Below are 15385 nucleotides of genomic sequence, written 5' to 3' on the forward strand. Positions count from 1 at the left end.
CAAAGATTATAGAGGTTTAACAAAATCGTTAGCAACGATGAATCTAGTAACTACTGGTAATTTTTGTGCAGCAAGCCTTAAAGCTTCCTTAGCGATTTCGTAAGGTACACCTCCGATTTCGAACATAATTTTACCTGGTTTTACTACAGCTACCCAATATTCAACAGCACCCTTACCTTTACCCATACGTACTTCCGCTGGTTTCTTAGTAATTGGCTTATCTGGGAAGATTTTGATCCATAGTTGACCTTCTCTCTTCATATATCTTGTCGCAGCAATACGAGCTGCTTCAATCTGTCTTGCAGTGATCCAAGCTCCTTCCGTTGCTTTGATCCCAAAAGTTCCGTAAGCAAGTTGACTACCTCTCTGGGCATTCCCCTTCATCTTCATCTTGTGAACTCTACGGAATTTGGTTCTTTTTGGTTGTAACATAATTTCTAAATTTTAGATTTTAGATTTTAGATTTTAGATTTTTTTTAATTTTAAAAAAGTAACGGTAATTTAAAATTCAAAATTTCTAATCTAAAATTTTAATTATTATTGTTATTGTTGTTGTTTTTTCTAGGTCTTCTGTTGTCTCTGTCTCCACCTCTGTTTCCTCTGTCTGACTGACCTCCTTTTTTCTGTTGTCCCACTAATGGAGAAAGTTCTCTTTTACCGTAAACTTCACCTTTCATGATCCAAACTTTTACACCTAGTCTACCGTAAGTAGTGTGAGCTTCTGCCCAGTGGTAATCAATATCAGCTCTGAAAGTTGACAATGGAATTCTTCCGTCTTTGAAAGATTCTGATCTTGCCATTTCAGCTCCGTTCAATCTACCAGAGATTTGAACTTTGATACCTTCAGCACCCATTCTCATAGTACTTGCCATTGCCATTTTAACAGCTCTTCTGTAAGAAATTCTGTTTTCAATTTGCTTAGAAATACTATCAGCAACTAATACAGCATCTAATTCAGGTCTTTTGATTTCGAAAATGTTGATTTGAATATCCTTACCAGTAAGTTTCTTCAATTCTTCTTTCAATTTATCAACTTCCTGACCTCCTTTACCGATGATAAGTCCCGGTCTAGCAGTAGTAATTGTAACTGTTACTAATTTTAGTGTTCTTTCAATATAAATTTTTGAAATACCACCTTTAGATAATCTAGCCTCAAGGTATCTTCTGATTTTGTAGTCTTCAGCGATTCTGTCTCCATAATCTTTTCCACCAAACCAGTTAGAATCCCAACCTCTGATGATACCTAATCTATTACCAATTGGATTTGTCTTCTGTCCCATACCTTGATTAATTTTCTTTTTTACCTAAGATTAATGTAATGTGGTTTGATCTTTTTCTGATTCTATACCCTCTACCTTGTGGAGCTGGTCTTAGTCTCTTCAATTGTCTTGCACTGTCTACAAAAATTTCTTTAACGATAAGATTAGCTTCTTCAATATCAGCACCTTCGTTTTTAGTTTGCCAGTTAGCCATTGCAGAAAGCAATACTTTTTCTAACTTGTTAGATGCGTCTTTTTTAGAATATTTTAGAATGTATAAAGCTTTGTCTACCTGTTCTCCTCTAATGATATCAGCTACTAATCTCATTTTTCTTGGAGAAGATGGGCAATCATTGTGTATTGCTTTTACTACATCTTGGTTTGTCAATTTACGTGCTAATGCACTTTCTCTTTTTCTTGATCCCATGATTATCTGCTTCCTTTGTTTTTGTTACCACCATGACCTCTGAAAGATCTTGTTGGAGAAAATTCGCCTAGCTTGTGACCAACCATGTTTTCTGTAACATAAACAGGGATAAAAGATTTCCCGTTGTGTACTGCAATAGTTTGTCCTACGAAGTCTGGAGAGATCATTGATGCTCTAGACCAAGTTTTGATAACTGTCTTCTTACCAGACTCTATATTTGTCTGAACCTTCTTATCTAAAGTATGATGAATGAATGGTCCTTTTTTAAGTGATCTTGCCATAATTATTTACGTTTAGATATGATATGACGGTTAGACGCTTTATTTTTCTTTCTGGTTTTGTACCCTTTAGCAGGCATACCGTTTCTAGATCTTGGGTGACCTCCTGAAGAACGTCCTTCACCACCTCCCATTGGGTGATCTACAGGGTTCATTACAACAGCTCTTGTTCTAGGTCTTCTACCTAACCATCTGCTTCTACCAGCCTTACCAGATACAGTTAATTGGTGATCTGAGTTGGAAACTGAACCAATCATTGCCATACATTCAGTAAGGATCATTCTTGATTCTCCTGAAGGCAACTTGATGATTGCATATTTACCGTCTCTAGAGGTTAATTGAGCTGAAGAACCAGCACTTCTTGCTAAAATAGCACCTTGTCCAGGTTTCATTTCAACACAAGAGATTACAGTACCCAATGGAATGTTTTTCAATTTCATTGCGTTACCTACGTTTGGTTCAACGCTTTCTCCTGATACTACCTTCTGATCAACTTTGATACCGTTTGGAGCGATGATATATCTCTTCTCTCCATCAGCATACTCTAATAAAGCGATAAATGCAGTTCTGTTTGGATCATACTCTACAGTTTTTACAGTTGCTTCAACGTTTGCTTTGTTTCTTTTGAAGTCAATAATTCTGTATTTCTTTTTGTGTCCACCTCCGGTGTAACGCATGGTCATTTTACCAGTTTGGTTACGTCCACCTGACTTACTAATACCAACTGTTAGAGATTTCTCTGGTTTGTTGGTAGTAATTTCTTCAAAATTGTTTACAATTCTGAATCTCTGTCCCGGGGTGATAGGTTTTAATTTTCTAACAGACATTACTATTATTTATAATTAATAATTAATTTACAGCAAAAATATCGATAACCTCACCTTCAGCAAGTTTGATTACCGCTTTTTTCAATTTGTTTGTCTTTCCTACTTGAAGACCTTTTTTAGTGTACTTTGAAGAAACCTTCGGAGCATAAATCATTGTATTAACGTCTGCTACTTTTACACCGTAAGCTGCTTCAACAGCTTTTTTAATCTGGATTTTATTCGCCTTAGGTTCAACTAAGAAAGAATAAGAACCTCTTAAATCTGTAAGGTAATTAGCCTTTTCTGAAATAACTGGTTTAATAATAATAGACATGACTTATTTCTTTAAATTTTCCTGGAATTTTTCAACTGCACCTTCGAAGAAAATAATCTCACCTGCATTTACTAAATCGTAAGAACTGATCTCGTTGAAGTTCATTACTTTAGTTTTAGGCAAGTTTCTTGAAGATAAATACACATTCTTGTTAGCTTCAGGAAGAACGAATAAAGATTTTTTACCGTTAAGTTCCAATGCATTTAATACATTGATGAAATCTTTAGTCTTAGGAGCACCAAAGCTCAAATCTTCTAAAACTTTAATGCTGTTGTCTCTCATTTTCTGAGATAAAACAGATTTCTTAGCTAATCTCTTAAGAGCTTTGTTCAATTTGAATCTGTAATCTCTTGGCTTAGGTCCGAATACTCTACCTCCACCTCTGAAAGTTGGAGATTTAATATCACCATATCTAGCAGATCCTGATCCTTTTTGCTTCTTAAGCTTTTTAGTAGAAGCAGTAATTTCGCTTCTTTCTTTTGCTTTATGAGTTCCTTGTCTTTGTGCAGCAAGGTACTGTTTAACTTCTAAGTAAACCGCGTGCTGATTTGGCTCAATTCCGAATACTGTTTCGTCTAGAGTTACTTTTCTTCCGGTCTCTTTTCCTGATGTATTTAATACTACTAGTTCCATTTTCTGATAATTACATAAGAATTTTTAGCTCCCGGAACAGCACCTTTTACTACTAAAAGATTTTGTTCTTGATCAACTTTTAACACTTGAAGGTTTTGAACAGTTACCTGCTCACCTCCCATTCTTCCAGCCATTCTCATCCCTTTGAATACTCTTGAAGGGTCTGAACCAGCACCGATAGAACCTGGAGCTCTAAGTCTGTTGTGCTGACCATGAGTTGCCTGCATTACACCTCCAAATCCGTGTCTTTTAACAACACCCTGGAAACCTTTACCTTTTGAAGTTCCTGTTACGTCAACATATTCACCTTCCGTGAATAGATCAACTTTTACTTCTTCTCCTACTTTTACTTCATCAACGAATTCTCTGTAGAATTCTACTAATTTAGCTTTAGGAGCAGAACCAGCCTTTTTAAAATGGCCAGCTAACGCTTTACCAACGTTCTTCTCACTCTTGTCATCGAAACCTAATTGAACAGCTTTATAACCGTCTTTTTCTATGGTTCTGACCTGTAAAACCGAGCATGGACCAGCCTGAATAACCGTACAAGGAATGTTTTTTCCTTCTTCGTTAAACAAAGACGTCATACCGATTTTTTTACCAATAATACCTGACATTGTTTATATTATAATAAAATTTATCCTTTATTTATCCCCATTTTTTGGAAGTCTGAAGTAATTTCTACTTTTGATATAGGCATACTACGCTCCTAAAATGAGTGTGCAAATTTATGAATAATTTTATAACTGACAAATATTTCGAGTAAAATATTTTGATTTTTAATCGATTAGGTAATTTTGAAAAAAATTAGAACAACTTTCTCAAAGATTTATTTTGATTTAAAAAAAAGAAATTAAAATGAAGACCTTATTGAGCAACAACTGTCACCCCAACTTCTTCCAGCCCAGCCCTGTCTTCAGCAGAAATACCATTATCAGTAATCAGATAATCCACCTGATCCAAAGCGGCAATCTTACCAAATCCTTTCTTATTCAGTTTGGAAGAATCCGCAAGAATTACAGTTTGATCTGCGCACTCCATCATAATCTGGTTCAGATGGGCTTCTGCAGCATTGGAAGTACTGATTCCGAATTCCGGATCAATACCATCAACTCCAAGAAAGAGTTTATTACATGAAAACTGTTTAAGAATGCCTTCGGAAATAGAACCCACTATAGAAGTAGAGCTTTTTCGTACTTCACCCCCCAGCTGTATAATATTAATATTAGGATTATTGCAAAGTTCAATTGCCACTCTCAAAGAAGATGTGAGTACCGTAAGCGGACCAAAATTCATCAGCATCCTGGCAAGATAATGCATGGTTGTTCCAGATGCTAAAATAATACAGTCGTTTTCCTGAATCAACAATAAAGCCGCTCTGGCAATAGCCTGCTTCGCCTCTACATTGATACTTTCTTTCTCTACAACATTTTTTTCATAAGCATACCTCATCTGCTTACTTGCCCCTCCATGATTTCTGAAAAGAAGCCCCAGACTTTCGAGATAGTTCAAATCCTTTCGGATCGTAACTGAAGAAACATTGAGTTTTTCACACAGATCCTGAACAAGAACATGTCCTTTTTCATCAAGCTCTTTCAATATTTCATCCTGTCTTGGTATTAGCTTTTCCATTTTATTCGTTTCATCAAAAATACCGTTTTTTTTTCACTTTTTAAAATTTCGTTTATTTTCTTTTTGCTTTCATTTTTAATTTATATATTTGAAAACGAAACATAAACGAAACATTTATGAAACGAAACGAAGAACTAAGTAAGTTAACCAATGTAAAAGAATGGGACTTTATTGTCATAGGAGGAGGAGCCAGTGGTTTAGGTTCAGCATTAGACGCAGTAAGCAGGGGATTCAAAACTTTATTGATTGAATCTCATGATTTTGCAAAAGCAACATCCAGCAGAAGTACCAAATTGGTACACGGCGGAGTAAGATATCTTGCCCAGGGAGATGTCGGATTGGTAAAAGAAGCATTAAAGGAAAGAGGACTTTTAGCAAAAAATGCAGCACATATCGTAAAAAATCAGTCTTTCATTATTCCAAATTACACATGGTGGGGAGGAATATACTATAAAATAGGACTGTCCATTTATGATTTCCTTGCCGGAAAACTGAGTCTGGGTAAAACGAAATACATCAGCAAATCAAAAACTGTTGAAAAGCTTCCAACTATTGAACAAAAGCACTTGATGAGTGGGGTTGTTTACCAGGACGGACAATTTGACGATGCCAGACTTGCGATTAACCTTACCCAAACCATCATTGAAAAAGGCGGAAGTGCAGTCAATTATGTAAAAGTTATTAATCTTCTAAAAGATGCTTCCGATAAAGTAATTGGTGTCGTTGCAGAAGACCAGTTTTCTAAGCAGCAATATCAGATTCATGGTAAGGTGGTCATCAACGCAACTGGTGTCTTTACGAATGACATCCTTAATATGAACAATCCTAAGCATGGTAAACTTGTAGTACCAAGCCAGGGAATTCACCTTGTATTAGATAAGTCCTTCCTGAAAAGTGATGATGCGATCATGATTCCTAAAACTTCAGACGGCAGGGTTTTATTTGTTGTTCCATGGCATGACAGAGCCTTAGTAGGAACTACAGACACTCTTTTAAAAGATGAAAGCTTTGAACCCCGCGCACTGGAAGAAGAAATTAGCTTTGTTTTAAATACTGCCAGACAATATTTAGCTAAAAAACCGACTCGTGAAGACGTAAAATCAGTTTTCGCCGGACTTCGTCCTCTTGCCGCTCCTAAAGACGGAAGCAAAAGCACAAAAGAAGTTTCCCGAAGCCATAAAGTTATTACTTCAGAAACAGGATTGGTTTCTATTATCGGAGGAAAATGGACTACCTACCGTAAAATGGCAGAAGATACTGTAGATGAAGCAATGAAAGTTCACAAGTTGGGAAATAGCCCATCTAAAACCGAACATCTTTCCATCCATGGAAATGTGAAACCAGAACAGGTAGACAGAACGAATCACCTGTACGTTTACGGATCTGATATTCCTTCTATAAAAGCACTGCAGGAAAGCAATCCCCGATATGCTCAAAAGATTCACCCAGATCATCCTTTTACTGTCGCAGAAATCGTATGGGCTGTAAGAACGGAGATGGCAGAAACTATTGAGGACATCCTGGCAAGAAGAGTTCGTTTACTGTTCCTTGACGCAAGAGCCGCTATAGACAGTGCTCATAACATAGCAAGAATTATTGCTGAGGAAAAAGGATATTCTGAAGAATGGGCCCAGCAGCAGGAAAATGAATTTATTGAATTAGCAAGAGGGTATTTATTAACACCTTATTCACCTAAAGTTATCAACCTAAATTAGCATTATATACATGAATGAAAAACTAATTCTCGCTCTAGATCAGGGGACAACGTCCTCCAGAGCGATTCTCTTCAACCACAGTGGAGAAATCAAATATGTATCGCAAAAAGATTTCGAACAGATATTTCCTACCCCGGGCTGGGTAGAGCACGATCCGAATGAAATATGGTCTTCACAGATCTCCGTAGCAGCAGAAGTTATAGCAAAAGCCGGAATCTCCGGTCTGGAAGTTGCCGCTATCGGTATTACAAATCAACGTGAAACAACCATAGTATGGGATAAAGAAACCGGTGACCCCATCTACAATGCTATTGTATGGCAGGACCGCAGAACCTCAAAATACTGTGATGAACTGAAAGAACAAGGTCATGCGGAAATGGTCAAAGAAAAAACAGGACTTGTTCTGGATGCTTACTTTTCAGCGACTAAACTAAAATGGATTCTCGATAATACAGAAGGAGCAAGACAAAAGGCTGAAGAAGGAAAATTATGTTTCGGAACCGTTGACACCTGGCTTGTCTGGAAACTTACCCGCGGAAAAATGTTTATCACGGACGTTTCCAATGCCAGCAGAACAATGCTTCTGAATATTCATACTCTAGAATGGGATAATGATTTATTAGAATTATTCAACATTCCGAAAGCTATTCTTCCTGAAGTAAAACAAAGCAGTGAAGTATATGGTGAAACGGCCACTACTCTGTTCTCTACTAAAATCCCGATTGCCGGAATTGCGGGTGATCAGCAGGCTGCTTTATTCGGGCAGATGTGTACCACTCCGGGAATGGTAAAAAACACGTACGGAACAGGCTGTTTCTTATTAATGAATACAGGAGCTGAAGCGGTTTCTTCTAAAAACAATCTTCTTACAACAGTAGCCTGGAAAATCAATGGAGAAGTGAACTATGCATTAGAAGGAAGTGTATTTGTAGGAGGTGCAGCCATTCAATGGTTAAGAGACGGTCTTAAAATCATTCATTCTTCAGATCAGGTGAACGAACTGGCTGCTTCGGTAGAAGATAATGGCGGTGTATATTTCGTTCCTGCATTAACGGGTCTTGGCGCTCCTTATTGGGATCAATATGCCCGTGGAACGATTGTAGGAATCACCCGTGGTACTACCGATGCCCATATCGCAAGAGCTACATTGGAAGGAATTGCATTTCAGGTTTATGAAATTGTAAAAGCTATGGAAGCTGATTCAGGAAGAGAGAGTCTTGAGCTAAGAGTAGACGGAGGCGCATCAGCGAGTGATCTTTTGATGCAGATACAGTCTGATTTATTCGCGGTTAAAATAACACGTCCAAAAACCTTGGAAACTACAGCACTAGGCGCAGCCTATCTTGCCGGTCTTGCAGTAGGATACTGGAAAAGTATAGACGAAATCCAGGAACAATGGATTGTAGACAAGGACTTCTACCCTCAACTGGACAGAGAACAAGTGGATAAAATGACCCACTTCTGGAAGAAAGCTGTAAAAAGTGCTCAAAGCTGGATAGAAGATTAATTCACTCACAAAAAAAAACTTATATGACCCCATTTATCGCAGAAGTTATCGGGACGATGCTTCTTATATTGTTAGGCAACGGCGTTGTAGCCAATGTTGTCTTAAAAGATACGAAAGGAAATAATTCCGGGTGGATCGTTATTACTACCGCATGGGCATTGGCCGTTTTTGTGGGAGTAACCGTTGCAGGGCCAATAAGTGGTGCCCATCTGAATCCAGCTGTAACCATTGGACTGGCCATTGCAGGAAAATTTTCCTGGGATCTCGTTCCGTCTTATATCGCAGCTCAAATGATTGGAGGAATGCTGGGTGCATTTTTGGTGTGGTTGTTCCACAAAGATCATTTTGCGATCACGGAAGATGAAGGAGCTAAATTAGCCTGCTTCAGTACTGGTCCGGCTATCAGAAAAACATCCTCTAACCTGATTAGTGAAATTATCGGAACATTTGTACTGGTATTCTGTGTTTTTTATTTTGCAGGCCCCAACATTTCTTTACAGGCAGATCCAACCGCTAAAGTTGGACTAGGCTCTATTGGGGCCATTCCTGTTACGTTTGTGGTGTGGGCAATTGGTTTATCGCTAGGAGGAACAACAGGATATGCCATAAACCCGGCAAGAGACCTTGCCCCAAGAATCATGCATGCCATCTTACCTGTAAAAGGGAGCAGTGATTGGGGATATGCCTGGATTCCTGTTATAGGCCCAATTACAGGGGCTGTTATCGCAGCAGTTATATATGGATTTTTAAAATAAACAAATGATGAAAAAAATCTTAAAGGGAATCTTTCTTCTTGCTATGGGCACAGGAAGGTTATTTTCACAGGAAAATAGTGAAACCAAGGAAACCAAAGAAGGGAGACTTGATTTTACGGCCAACATTCAGAACAATCACTTATGGAGAGGGCTTATTATTACAGACAAGCCTGTTGTGATGGGAAATATTTCCTATGCTCTGGATGCGGAGAAGAAATGGAAAGTGGGAATTTGGGGAGCTTCTGCATTAGCGGACGATAAGGACAATACCCATTATAAAGAGATCAACTACTATGTTCAGTATTCTGACGGTCGTTTTTATATTGGAGTATGGGATCTTTACAACTCCAGAAATATCAACACTGCAGTGGCTGCTGATGATATCTTCAGCTATTCACAGAGAAGAACTGCCCATATTATTGATCTAAGAACAAATTATACTTTTGGTCCTTCTTTTCCAATCAATATTGAAGCTGACATTATGCTGTATGGAGGAGCCAATGCAGGAGAAGTCATTCTGGAAGCTGACGGAAGTTATAAAAAAAACAGATATTCTACGTATGTTCAGGCAAGTTATCCTGTCATCAGTGGTCAGAAAGTAAACCTGGATGCTTTTGTAGGAGCCGGATTTGCCCTTAATGACAAAACCTTTTTGTATGGTAATGGCAAAAACAGCTTTGATATTGTAAATGTAGGGGTGAAAGCAGGGAAAGTGGTTAAGATCACAGATCACTACAGTCTTCCTGTATCCATGATGGCTATGTGGAATCCGTCTAACAAGTATGCAAGGATTCAGCTTGCAGCAACCGTTTTTTAATCTGAATTTAACTAAATTACAGAAAAGCCACTTCTTTTGAAGTGGTTTTTTGTGACGTCGTTCTTCCTAAGAAAGAGAATGATTAAAAGAATTTAAAATAGGGTGGAAATCCCACCAATAACCGGGTTTTTACGGAGAATATTTTACTTAAATATATTTACTTTTGAAAAAAAAAAGAATGAAAAAGATTTTCAGTTTACTCATTCTGTGTATCAGTATTTTTACATTGGCTCAGCAAGTAAAGCTTCCTTTTACCGGACACAGAAGTTTTGATATCATGAAAGGATACAGCGGCACCGGTACTCCCCACTATTATCTGAATATAAAAGCAAATGGTGATGTTCATTTTGGATATGTTCAGGTGAATCAGGCAGACGGAAAAGAAACAACAGAGGAAATCAATGCCGGAAAATATGCTCCAAATAAAGTCATGAAAGTAGTTTTCAAAGAATATGACGAGACATTTTTGGTGAAATTCGACAAAGACAAGATTTATCTTACCGATGAAAGGGGAAATATTCTACATCTTGATGGATGCTGTTCTTCCAGAGAGAGCATTGATAAAGAAACCTGTAAGTGTGAAAGTGAACTTTACAAGTAGTAAAATAGTATATATAGAGAGTCGCTCCATCCGGGGCGGCTTTCTTGTTGTGAAAAGCAATCCCATCAGATTAATCACCGGGATTTTACGGTTTATACTTTGTTTAAATATCTTTATTTTTGAAGAAACATATAGCTACAATGAATTGTGGCTTCAAGAGTGATTTGTATCAATGAGACATTTTAAAATTCTATTCGTATTTCTTCTCTTTCTTGTAGTATCATGCAATAAGAAAGAAAATTATCCTTACACATTCTATTACTGGAAAACCCATCTGAAACTGGATCACGAAGAAAAGAAAACATTAGATCAGGCAACCGTTCCTTACTTGTACACCAGATTTTTTGATGTAGATAAAGTGAACGGAAAATTCCAGCCGGTAGCTGTTATTACAAAAGACAAGAGTTTTCAGACGGATAAACAGATTGTTCCCACCGTTTTCATTACCAATCAGACTTTATTGGGTATTTCCACAGAAGAGGTAAGGTTTCTAGCGGAAAGTATTCATCTTTTGATTCTAAAGAAAACGGAAGAGTATCATCTGAAAACCAATAATGAAATTCAGATCGACTGTGACTGGACAGCCGGAACACGAAATGATTATTTTAAATTTCTGAAAGAACTCAAAAAGATCTCCGGAAAGGAAATTACCTGCACGCTTCGTCTTCACCAGGTAAAAGATAAAAAGCAGACCGGAATTCCTCCTGTAGAAAAAGTATATCTGATGTGCTACTCCACTTCATCACCACTGGAAAATTCTGACAAGAACTCGATTCTGGACATCAACATCCTAAAAAGCTATCTTTCAAAAATGGAAGACTACCCTATCAAAAAAATTGAAGTAGCCCTTCCTATCTATTCCTGGGGAATTGTCACCAATCATTTAGGTAAACATAAACTGATCAATGCTTTATCCAAAAGAGATCTTGAAAATTCAAATTTCAAAAAGATATCCGATCATGAAATTCAGGTTTTGAAGGACGGATTCTATTTTGGAAGTTATTTAAACAAAGGCTTCAAAATAAAAGCAGAAGAAATCTCTGAAGAACAGCTTGAAGAGGTTATCTCTTTTTTACAGAAAAAAATCCCGCATTTTAATATTATTTATTATCAATTAGATAGTAAATTTGTGTCAGATCGGAAATTTTAATCTCTCAGAGATAGAGGCACACATCTGTCAAGACCAAACCATAAACTATTACACAAAATTAAAAAAACACCACAAACCCTATGAAAAAGTATATTCTTTCACTTGCGGTTGTATCACTTTTCTATACAAAATCTGACGCCTGTGCGTGGTCAGATCCTGATTATGATTACTTCAACCTTTTTACGCAAAGCATTATTAAGGATAAAGCATACCTTCCTTTTCTGCACAACTATTCGAGCAGGTTCTACGGAGGATACAATCCATCATTGATTCCTGATGATAATATTGAAACATGGAAAAAGTTCTTTAACAATCAGCTTAGCTATACCGAAACTCAGAATCTGGTATATAAGATGAGTATGAACGACCTGAATGCCTTAAAGAATGGAAGCCCAGCAAATCCACTTCTACAAAAGCTAGGAACAGGATTCTACCAAAAATATAAGGAAGGTCTTGATTATTTGATTGAAGCCAAGTATCTGGAACCTTATATGAGCATCAATTATGTTGAAAGTGATAATTCATTTTATTATGACAGAGATGCCAACAGGAAAAATGCCACAGCTCTTGATTATAATAAAACCATTGCTGCGTTAACGTCTTTGTACAATGCGGCAAGAAACCCTGAGATCAAACAACGCTACGGATACCAGCTGGTGCGTCTGAATCATTATACCAGAAACTATGATTCCGCAATGCAGGCTTTCAAAACCTACGTTGCTCCAATCAAACTGAAAGGAACGGTTTACTTCATGTCTCTGGACCAATTGGCAGGAGCACAGAGAGGATTGGAAATGAACAGCGATGCCAACTGGAATTTCTTTCAGGTATTCATGAACAGCAAAGACCGCAAGGAATCTGCATTTGTTTCTATGAAACTTTCTGATACGGCATCTTTCAGCAATATTATGAAAAGAGCCAATACTAATGAAGAAAAGAATATGGCTTATTTCCTTTTAGGGTATGAAGATTTCAACAATCCGATTCCTACTATGGAAAAGATGTATGAGATCAATCCTGATTCTGAGATCCTGAAGGTAATGGCCGCAAGAAGCATCAATGAACTGGAAAGAAGTTATCTCCCTACTTATTATTACACTTCAGACGCTGCCAATAGTCCGTATATACAAAGAGGAAAAGCTGACAACAATACTTCTTCAAAAGATGCTAAAGCCACTTCTACAACTGAAGTAAAGGAGGAGAAGATTTCTTTCTGGCAAAAAATTGTAAGGTTTTTTAAAAACCTGTTCGGAGGTTCAAAATCTAAAGAATCTGCTGATGGAAAGAAAACGGATCAAAGCGATGACGAATTGCTGGACAATCCAAACAGAATTCCATTCTACACCACTTCCGGCTATGGATATGATGATAAGATGAAGGACTATCTTGACGACCTTCAAAAATTCACTGACAAAACGAAAGAGAAGTCTAAGGACGAATATTGGCAGATCGCAGATGCTTATCTTAAATTCCTGAAAAAAGATTACAAAGGAAGTACAGAAATCCTGGAAGATATTAAAACAACGAATCCTGAATATCTGGAAGAGATTAAACGAATGAAAGTTCTGAATGACATTGTTTCCCAGCCAAGGATTGACGCCGCCTATGAGGATCACCTGATGAAAGATTATGCTGAATATTTTGTGGAGAAAAAGGTAGAGAAAGACACAGCCACTACAGATAATTTCGATTATTATGGTGAAGTACCTTCTACTGCAGATTTCCTAAAGGATGTTATGGCAAACCGTTATTTCCTTCAGGGAGAAGACGGAAAATCATTCCTGATGAACAATAAGCTTTCGGATCTTCAATACAATCCTAACTCTGGTCTTGTGAAGAGTGTGGAAGAGTTTTACAGAAAGCCAAATAAAACTCAGTTTGAGCAGCAAATCATTGCTAAAAATATGGATAGCGTAGGTAATATTGATGCTTTCTTCAATACCATTTACGGGGACAGAGCTATGAGACTTGCCGATTTTGAAAAGGCGAAGTCTTATTATGAAAAAGCAAAAAGCTTTGCCGGTATTCCAAGACAGAATTACGAATGGACAGAAAAGAATGGCCAAACGATCACTCCAAAACAATATACTTCTGCAGAGTATGATGGATTTAAAAATATATCAAATCTTGTATTCGGGCATAATGTTTGGGAAAGTTTCGGAAGTCCTGATGCAGAAAGTATGAAAGCTGAGAGCTATACTGATTTTCCTTTCATTAAAACCAACATGGACAAACTTGAATTAGCTGATGTATTGATTCAGCTTAAAAAGATAGGAAACGGAACGGATGAAAAAGCCGCAAAAGCTAACCAGCTTATCGGAAATCTATTGTACAACACCTCTATTTTAGGATATTACCGCGAGTTGTTTGTAATGGATATTGACAACAGCAACGGAGGCAAATATGACTTCTGGAATACAGACAGAAAGAATCCTTACAAGTATTATTATAAGAACTTCCTGGACACTTCTTATATTGAACCTGATAATTTTGATCTGTCGATCAACTATTATCAAAAGGCACTTAAGCTTTCCAACAATAAAGAAGAAAAAGCAAGAATCTTATTCCAGATGGCAAGTGCCGAACAGGGTAAATATTATCAGTACGAAGCAAAAGCTCCAAAAGATTTTGATTATTCTGATCCGAAGTGGTCCGAAAAAGAAGACGCCCGCCAAAAGGAAATGGACAATCTTAAAAATCAGAAGTACAGAACCTATTTTGCTCAGTTAAAAACTCAGTATTCTGAGACCGAAGCTGCTAAAAGCCTGATGGGAAGCTGTAGTTATTTCAGCTATTTTATGAAACGATGATTCTAAAGAGAATGTATAGAAGTTTGTATAAAATGAAGATTACATATTTTAGATGGAGTTCAAGACAAGCTTATTATTTATCAGACAAAAAAAGGAATCATTTAGATTCCTTTTTTTGTTCTTGCTTCTGTAACCATTCTTCATGCTTCTCTCTGAAAAAATCGTGTTTATAGTTCTGATTTCTCTTTGCGGCATCAATAGAATGAGACATATGAATATCAGTATCTTCCTTAGCAAACTGAGCCAGGTTCTCGTAATAAAGATGAAGCTGGTCAAGTTCTGCTTCCGTAAGATCTTCAATATCTACAATTCTGTTGCTTGCCTTTTCGTGAGCGGCTATAATTTCGTTCAGTTTGATCTGTATGGCTTTTGAATCTTTATTCTGGGCTTTCTGAATGAGGAAAACCATCAGAAAGGTAATGATCGTAGTTCCGGTATTGATTACCAGCTGCCAGGTTTCTGAATAGTTAAAAAAAGGACCTGTAACTGCCCATATTACTACGATAAGGAAGGCCCCGATAAAAGCAGATGGACTTCCGGTAAATTTTACAGCCCAGTTTGAAAATTGTTCAAAAAAATGATGACCTTTATGACTCATAGCTTCTGTTTTTATATACTAAATGTATAAAAATTAATCCGAAATCATGAAAAGGCTAAGAAT

General features: G+C 37.3%; 17 protein-coding genes. 7 read left to right on the forward strand and 10 right to left on the reverse strand.

What is annotated here, in order from left to right:
* Positions 1 to 6: 6 nt before the first annotated feature.
* The 9 genes from rplP to ACTJIP_RS14890 form a co-directional block, all read right to left on the reverse strand.
* On the reverse strand, positions 7 to 432 hold the full coding sequence (rplP, locus tag ACTJIP_RS14850) for a 50S ribosomal protein L16 (RefSeq protein WP_077413596.1): 426 nt from the start codon (positions 430 to 432) through the stop codon (positions 7 to 9).
* Between the two features lie 98 nt (positions 433 to 530).
* Positions 531 to 1280, reverse strand: coding sequence for a 30S ribosomal protein S3 (gene rpsC / locus ACTJIP_RS14855; protein ID WP_077413595.1), 750 nt, complete (start codon positions 1278 to 1280; stop codon positions 531 to 533).
* A 7-nt stretch (positions 1281 to 1287) separates the two neighbouring features.
* The gene (gene rplV / locus ACTJIP_RS14860; protein ID WP_034694674.1) at positions 1288 to 1686 is read right to left on the reverse strand and encodes a 50S ribosomal protein L22; all 399 of its coding nucleotides are present in this window, start codon (positions 1684 to 1686) and stop codon (positions 1288 to 1290) included.
* 2 nt (positions 1687 to 1688) lie between these two features.
* Positions 1689 to 1967: a 30S ribosomal protein S19 gene (gene rpsS, locus ACTJIP_RS14865; RefSeq protein ID WP_034702850.1), complete on the reverse strand. Its 279-nt coding sequence runs from the start codon at positions 1965 to 1967 to the stop codon at positions 1689 to 1691.
* A gap of 2 nt (positions 1968 to 1969) precedes the next feature.
* Positions 1970 to 2791, reverse strand: a complete 822-nt coding sequence (gene rplB, locus ACTJIP_RS14870) for a 50S ribosomal protein L2 (RefSeq protein ID WP_047380579.1) — start codon at positions 2789 to 2791, stop codon at positions 1970 to 1972.
* Positions 2792 to 2813: 22 nt separating this feature from the next.
* Entirely contained in the window at positions 2814 to 3104 is a 291-nt protein-coding gene (rplW, locus tag ACTJIP_RS14875) for a 50S ribosomal protein L23 (RefSeq protein ID WP_047380577.1), read from the reverse strand.
* 3 nt (positions 3105 to 3107) lie between these two features.
* Positions 3108 to 3737 (reverse strand): 50S ribosomal protein L4, encoded by a 630-nt coding sequence (rplD, locus tag ACTJIP_RS14880; protein ID WP_045491156.1) that lies wholly within the window; start codon positions 3735 to 3737, stop codon positions 3108 to 3110.
* Positions 3728 to 4354: a 50S ribosomal protein L3 gene (gene rplC / locus ACTJIP_RS14885; RefSeq protein ID WP_077413594.1), complete on the reverse strand. Its 627-nt coding sequence runs from the start codon at positions 4352 to 4354 to the stop codon at positions 3728 to 3730. The genes rplD and rplC overlap by 10 nt, the downstream gene beginning before the upstream one ends.
* A gap of 250 nt (positions 4355 to 4604) precedes the next feature.
* Complete coding sequence (locus ACTJIP_RS14890; protein WP_077413593.1) at positions 4605 to 5369, reverse strand: DeoR/GlpR family DNA-binding transcription regulator; 765 nt, start codon at positions 5367 to 5369, stop codon at positions 4605 to 4607.
* 116 nt (positions 5370 to 5485) lie between these two features.
* Here ACTJIP_RS14890 and ACTJIP_RS14895 point away from each other — a divergent pair, with 116 nt between their 5' ends.
* From ACTJIP_RS14895 to ACTJIP_RS14925, 7 genes are all read left to right on the forward strand, one after another.
* On the forward strand, positions 5486 to 7084 hold the full coding sequence (locus ACTJIP_RS14895; protein ID WP_077413592.1) for a glycerol-3-phosphate dehydrogenase/oxidase: 1599 nt from the start codon (positions 5486 to 5488) through the stop codon (positions 7082 to 7084).
* Between the two features lie 10 nt (positions 7085 to 7094).
* On the forward strand, positions 7095 to 8591 hold the full coding sequence (gene glpK, locus ACTJIP_RS14900; protein WP_077413591.1) for a glycerol kinase GlpK: 1497 nt from the start codon (positions 7095 to 7097) through the stop codon (positions 8589 to 8591).
* On the forward strand, positions 8591 to 9346 hold the full coding sequence (locus ACTJIP_RS14905) for an MIP/aquaporin family protein (RefSeq protein WP_440704895.1): 756 nt from the start codon (positions 8591 to 8593) through the stop codon (positions 9344 to 9346). The genes glpK and ACTJIP_RS14905 overlap by 1 nt, the downstream gene beginning before the upstream one ends.
* A 43-nt stretch (positions 9347 to 9389) precedes the next feature.
* Positions 9390 to 10163, forward strand: a complete 774-nt coding sequence (locus ACTJIP_RS14910) for a hypothetical protein (RefSeq protein ID WP_440704896.1) — start codon at positions 9390 to 9392, stop codon at positions 10161 to 10163.
* A 178-nt stretch (positions 10164 to 10341) separates the two neighbouring features.
* Positions 10342 to 10764: a hypothetical protein gene (locus ACTJIP_RS14915; RefSeq protein ID WP_440704789.1), complete on the forward strand. Its 423-nt coding sequence runs from the start codon at positions 10342 to 10344 to the stop codon at positions 10762 to 10764.
* A 172-nt stretch (positions 10765 to 10936) separates the two neighbouring features.
* A complete protein-coding gene (locus ACTJIP_RS14920) occupies positions 10937 to 11914 on the forward strand; it encodes a hypothetical protein (protein ID WP_426480961.1) in 978 nt (325 codons plus the stop codon).
* Positions 11915 to 11994: 80 nt separating this feature from the next.
* Positions 11995 to 14724 (forward strand): hypothetical protein, encoded by a 2730-nt coding sequence (locus tag ACTJIP_RS14925; RefSeq protein ID WP_440704790.1) that lies wholly within the window; start codon positions 11995 to 11997, stop codon positions 14722 to 14724.
* Positions 14725 to 14821: 97 nt separating this feature from the next.
* Here the strand turns inward: ACTJIP_RS14925 and ACTJIP_RS14930 are convergent, their stop codons facing one another.
* Positions 14822 to 15322: a low affinity iron permease family protein gene (locus ACTJIP_RS14930; protein WP_077413585.1), complete on the reverse strand. Its 501-nt coding sequence runs from the start codon at positions 15320 to 15322 to the stop codon at positions 14822 to 14824.
* Between the last annotated feature and the right edge of the window lie 63 nt (positions 15323 to 15385).

Source organism: Chryseobacterium sp. 22543 (assembly GCF_052044565.1).
Lineage (GTDB): Bacteria > Bacteroidota > Bacteroidia > Flavobacteriales > Weeksellaceae > Chryseobacterium.

Excerpts from the sequence above, each read along its gene's own strand:
- ACTJIP_RS14895 (WP_077413592.1), top strand. The coding sequence starts at position 5,486 with ATGAAACGAAACGAAGAACTAAGTAAGTTAACCAATGTAAAAGAATGG.
- rplW (WP_047380577.1), bottom strand. The coding sequence starts at position 3,104 with ATGTCTATTATTATTAAACCAGTTATTTCAGAAAAGGCTAATTACCTT.
- ACTJIP_RS14890 (WP_077413593.1), bottom strand. The coding sequence starts at position 5,369 with ATGGAAAAGCTAATACCAAGACAGGATGAAATATTGAAAGAGCTTGAT.
- rplV (WP_034694674.1), bottom strand. The coding sequence starts at position 1,686 with ATGGGATCAAGAAAAAGAGAAAGTGCATTAGCACGTAAATTGACAAAC.
- rplC (WP_077413594.1), bottom strand. The coding sequence starts at position 4,354 with ATGTCAGGTATTATTGGTAAAAAAATCGGTATGACGTCTTTGTTTAAC.
- rplD (WP_045491156.1), bottom strand. The coding sequence starts at position 3,737 with ATGGAACTAGTAGTATTAAATACATCAGGAAAAGAGACCGGAAGAAAA.
- ACTJIP_RS14930 (WP_077413585.1), bottom strand. The coding sequence starts at position 15,322 with ATGAGTCATAAAGGTCATCATTTTTTTGAACAATTTTCAAACTGGGCT.
- ACTJIP_RS14925 (WP_440704790.1), top strand. The coding sequence starts at position 11,995 with ATGAAAAAGTATATTCTTTCACTTGCGGTTGTATCACTTTTCTATACA.
- ACTJIP_RS14910 (WP_440704896.1), top strand. The coding sequence starts at position 9,390 with ATGGGCACAGGAAGGTTATTTTCACAGGAAAATAGTGAAACCAAGGAA.
- rpsS (WP_034702850.1), bottom strand. The coding sequence starts at position 1,967 with ATGGCAAGATCACTTAAAAAAGGACCATTCATTCATCATACTTTAGAT.
- rplP (WP_077413596.1), bottom strand. The coding sequence starts at position 432 with ATGTTACAACCAAAAAGAACCAAATTCCGTAGAGTTCACAAGATGAAG.
- rplB (WP_047380579.1), bottom strand. The coding sequence starts at position 2,791 with ATGTCTGTTAGAAAATTAAAACCTATCACCCCGGGACAGAGATTCAGA.
- ACTJIP_RS14915 (WP_440704789.1), top strand. The coding sequence starts at position 10,342 with ATGAAAAAGATTTTCAGTTTACTCATTCTGTGTATCAGTATTTTTACA.
- rpsC (WP_077413595.1), bottom strand. The coding sequence starts at position 1,280 with ATGGGACAGAAGACAAATCCAATTGGTAATAGATTAGGTATCATCAGA.
- ACTJIP_RS14920 (WP_426480961.1), top strand. The coding sequence starts at position 10,937 with ATGAGACATTTTAAAATTCTATTCGTATTTCTTCTCTTTCTTGTAGTA.
- glpK (WP_077413591.1), top strand. The coding sequence starts at position 7,095 with ATGAATGAAAAACTAATTCTCGCTCTAGATCAGGGGACAACGTCCTCC.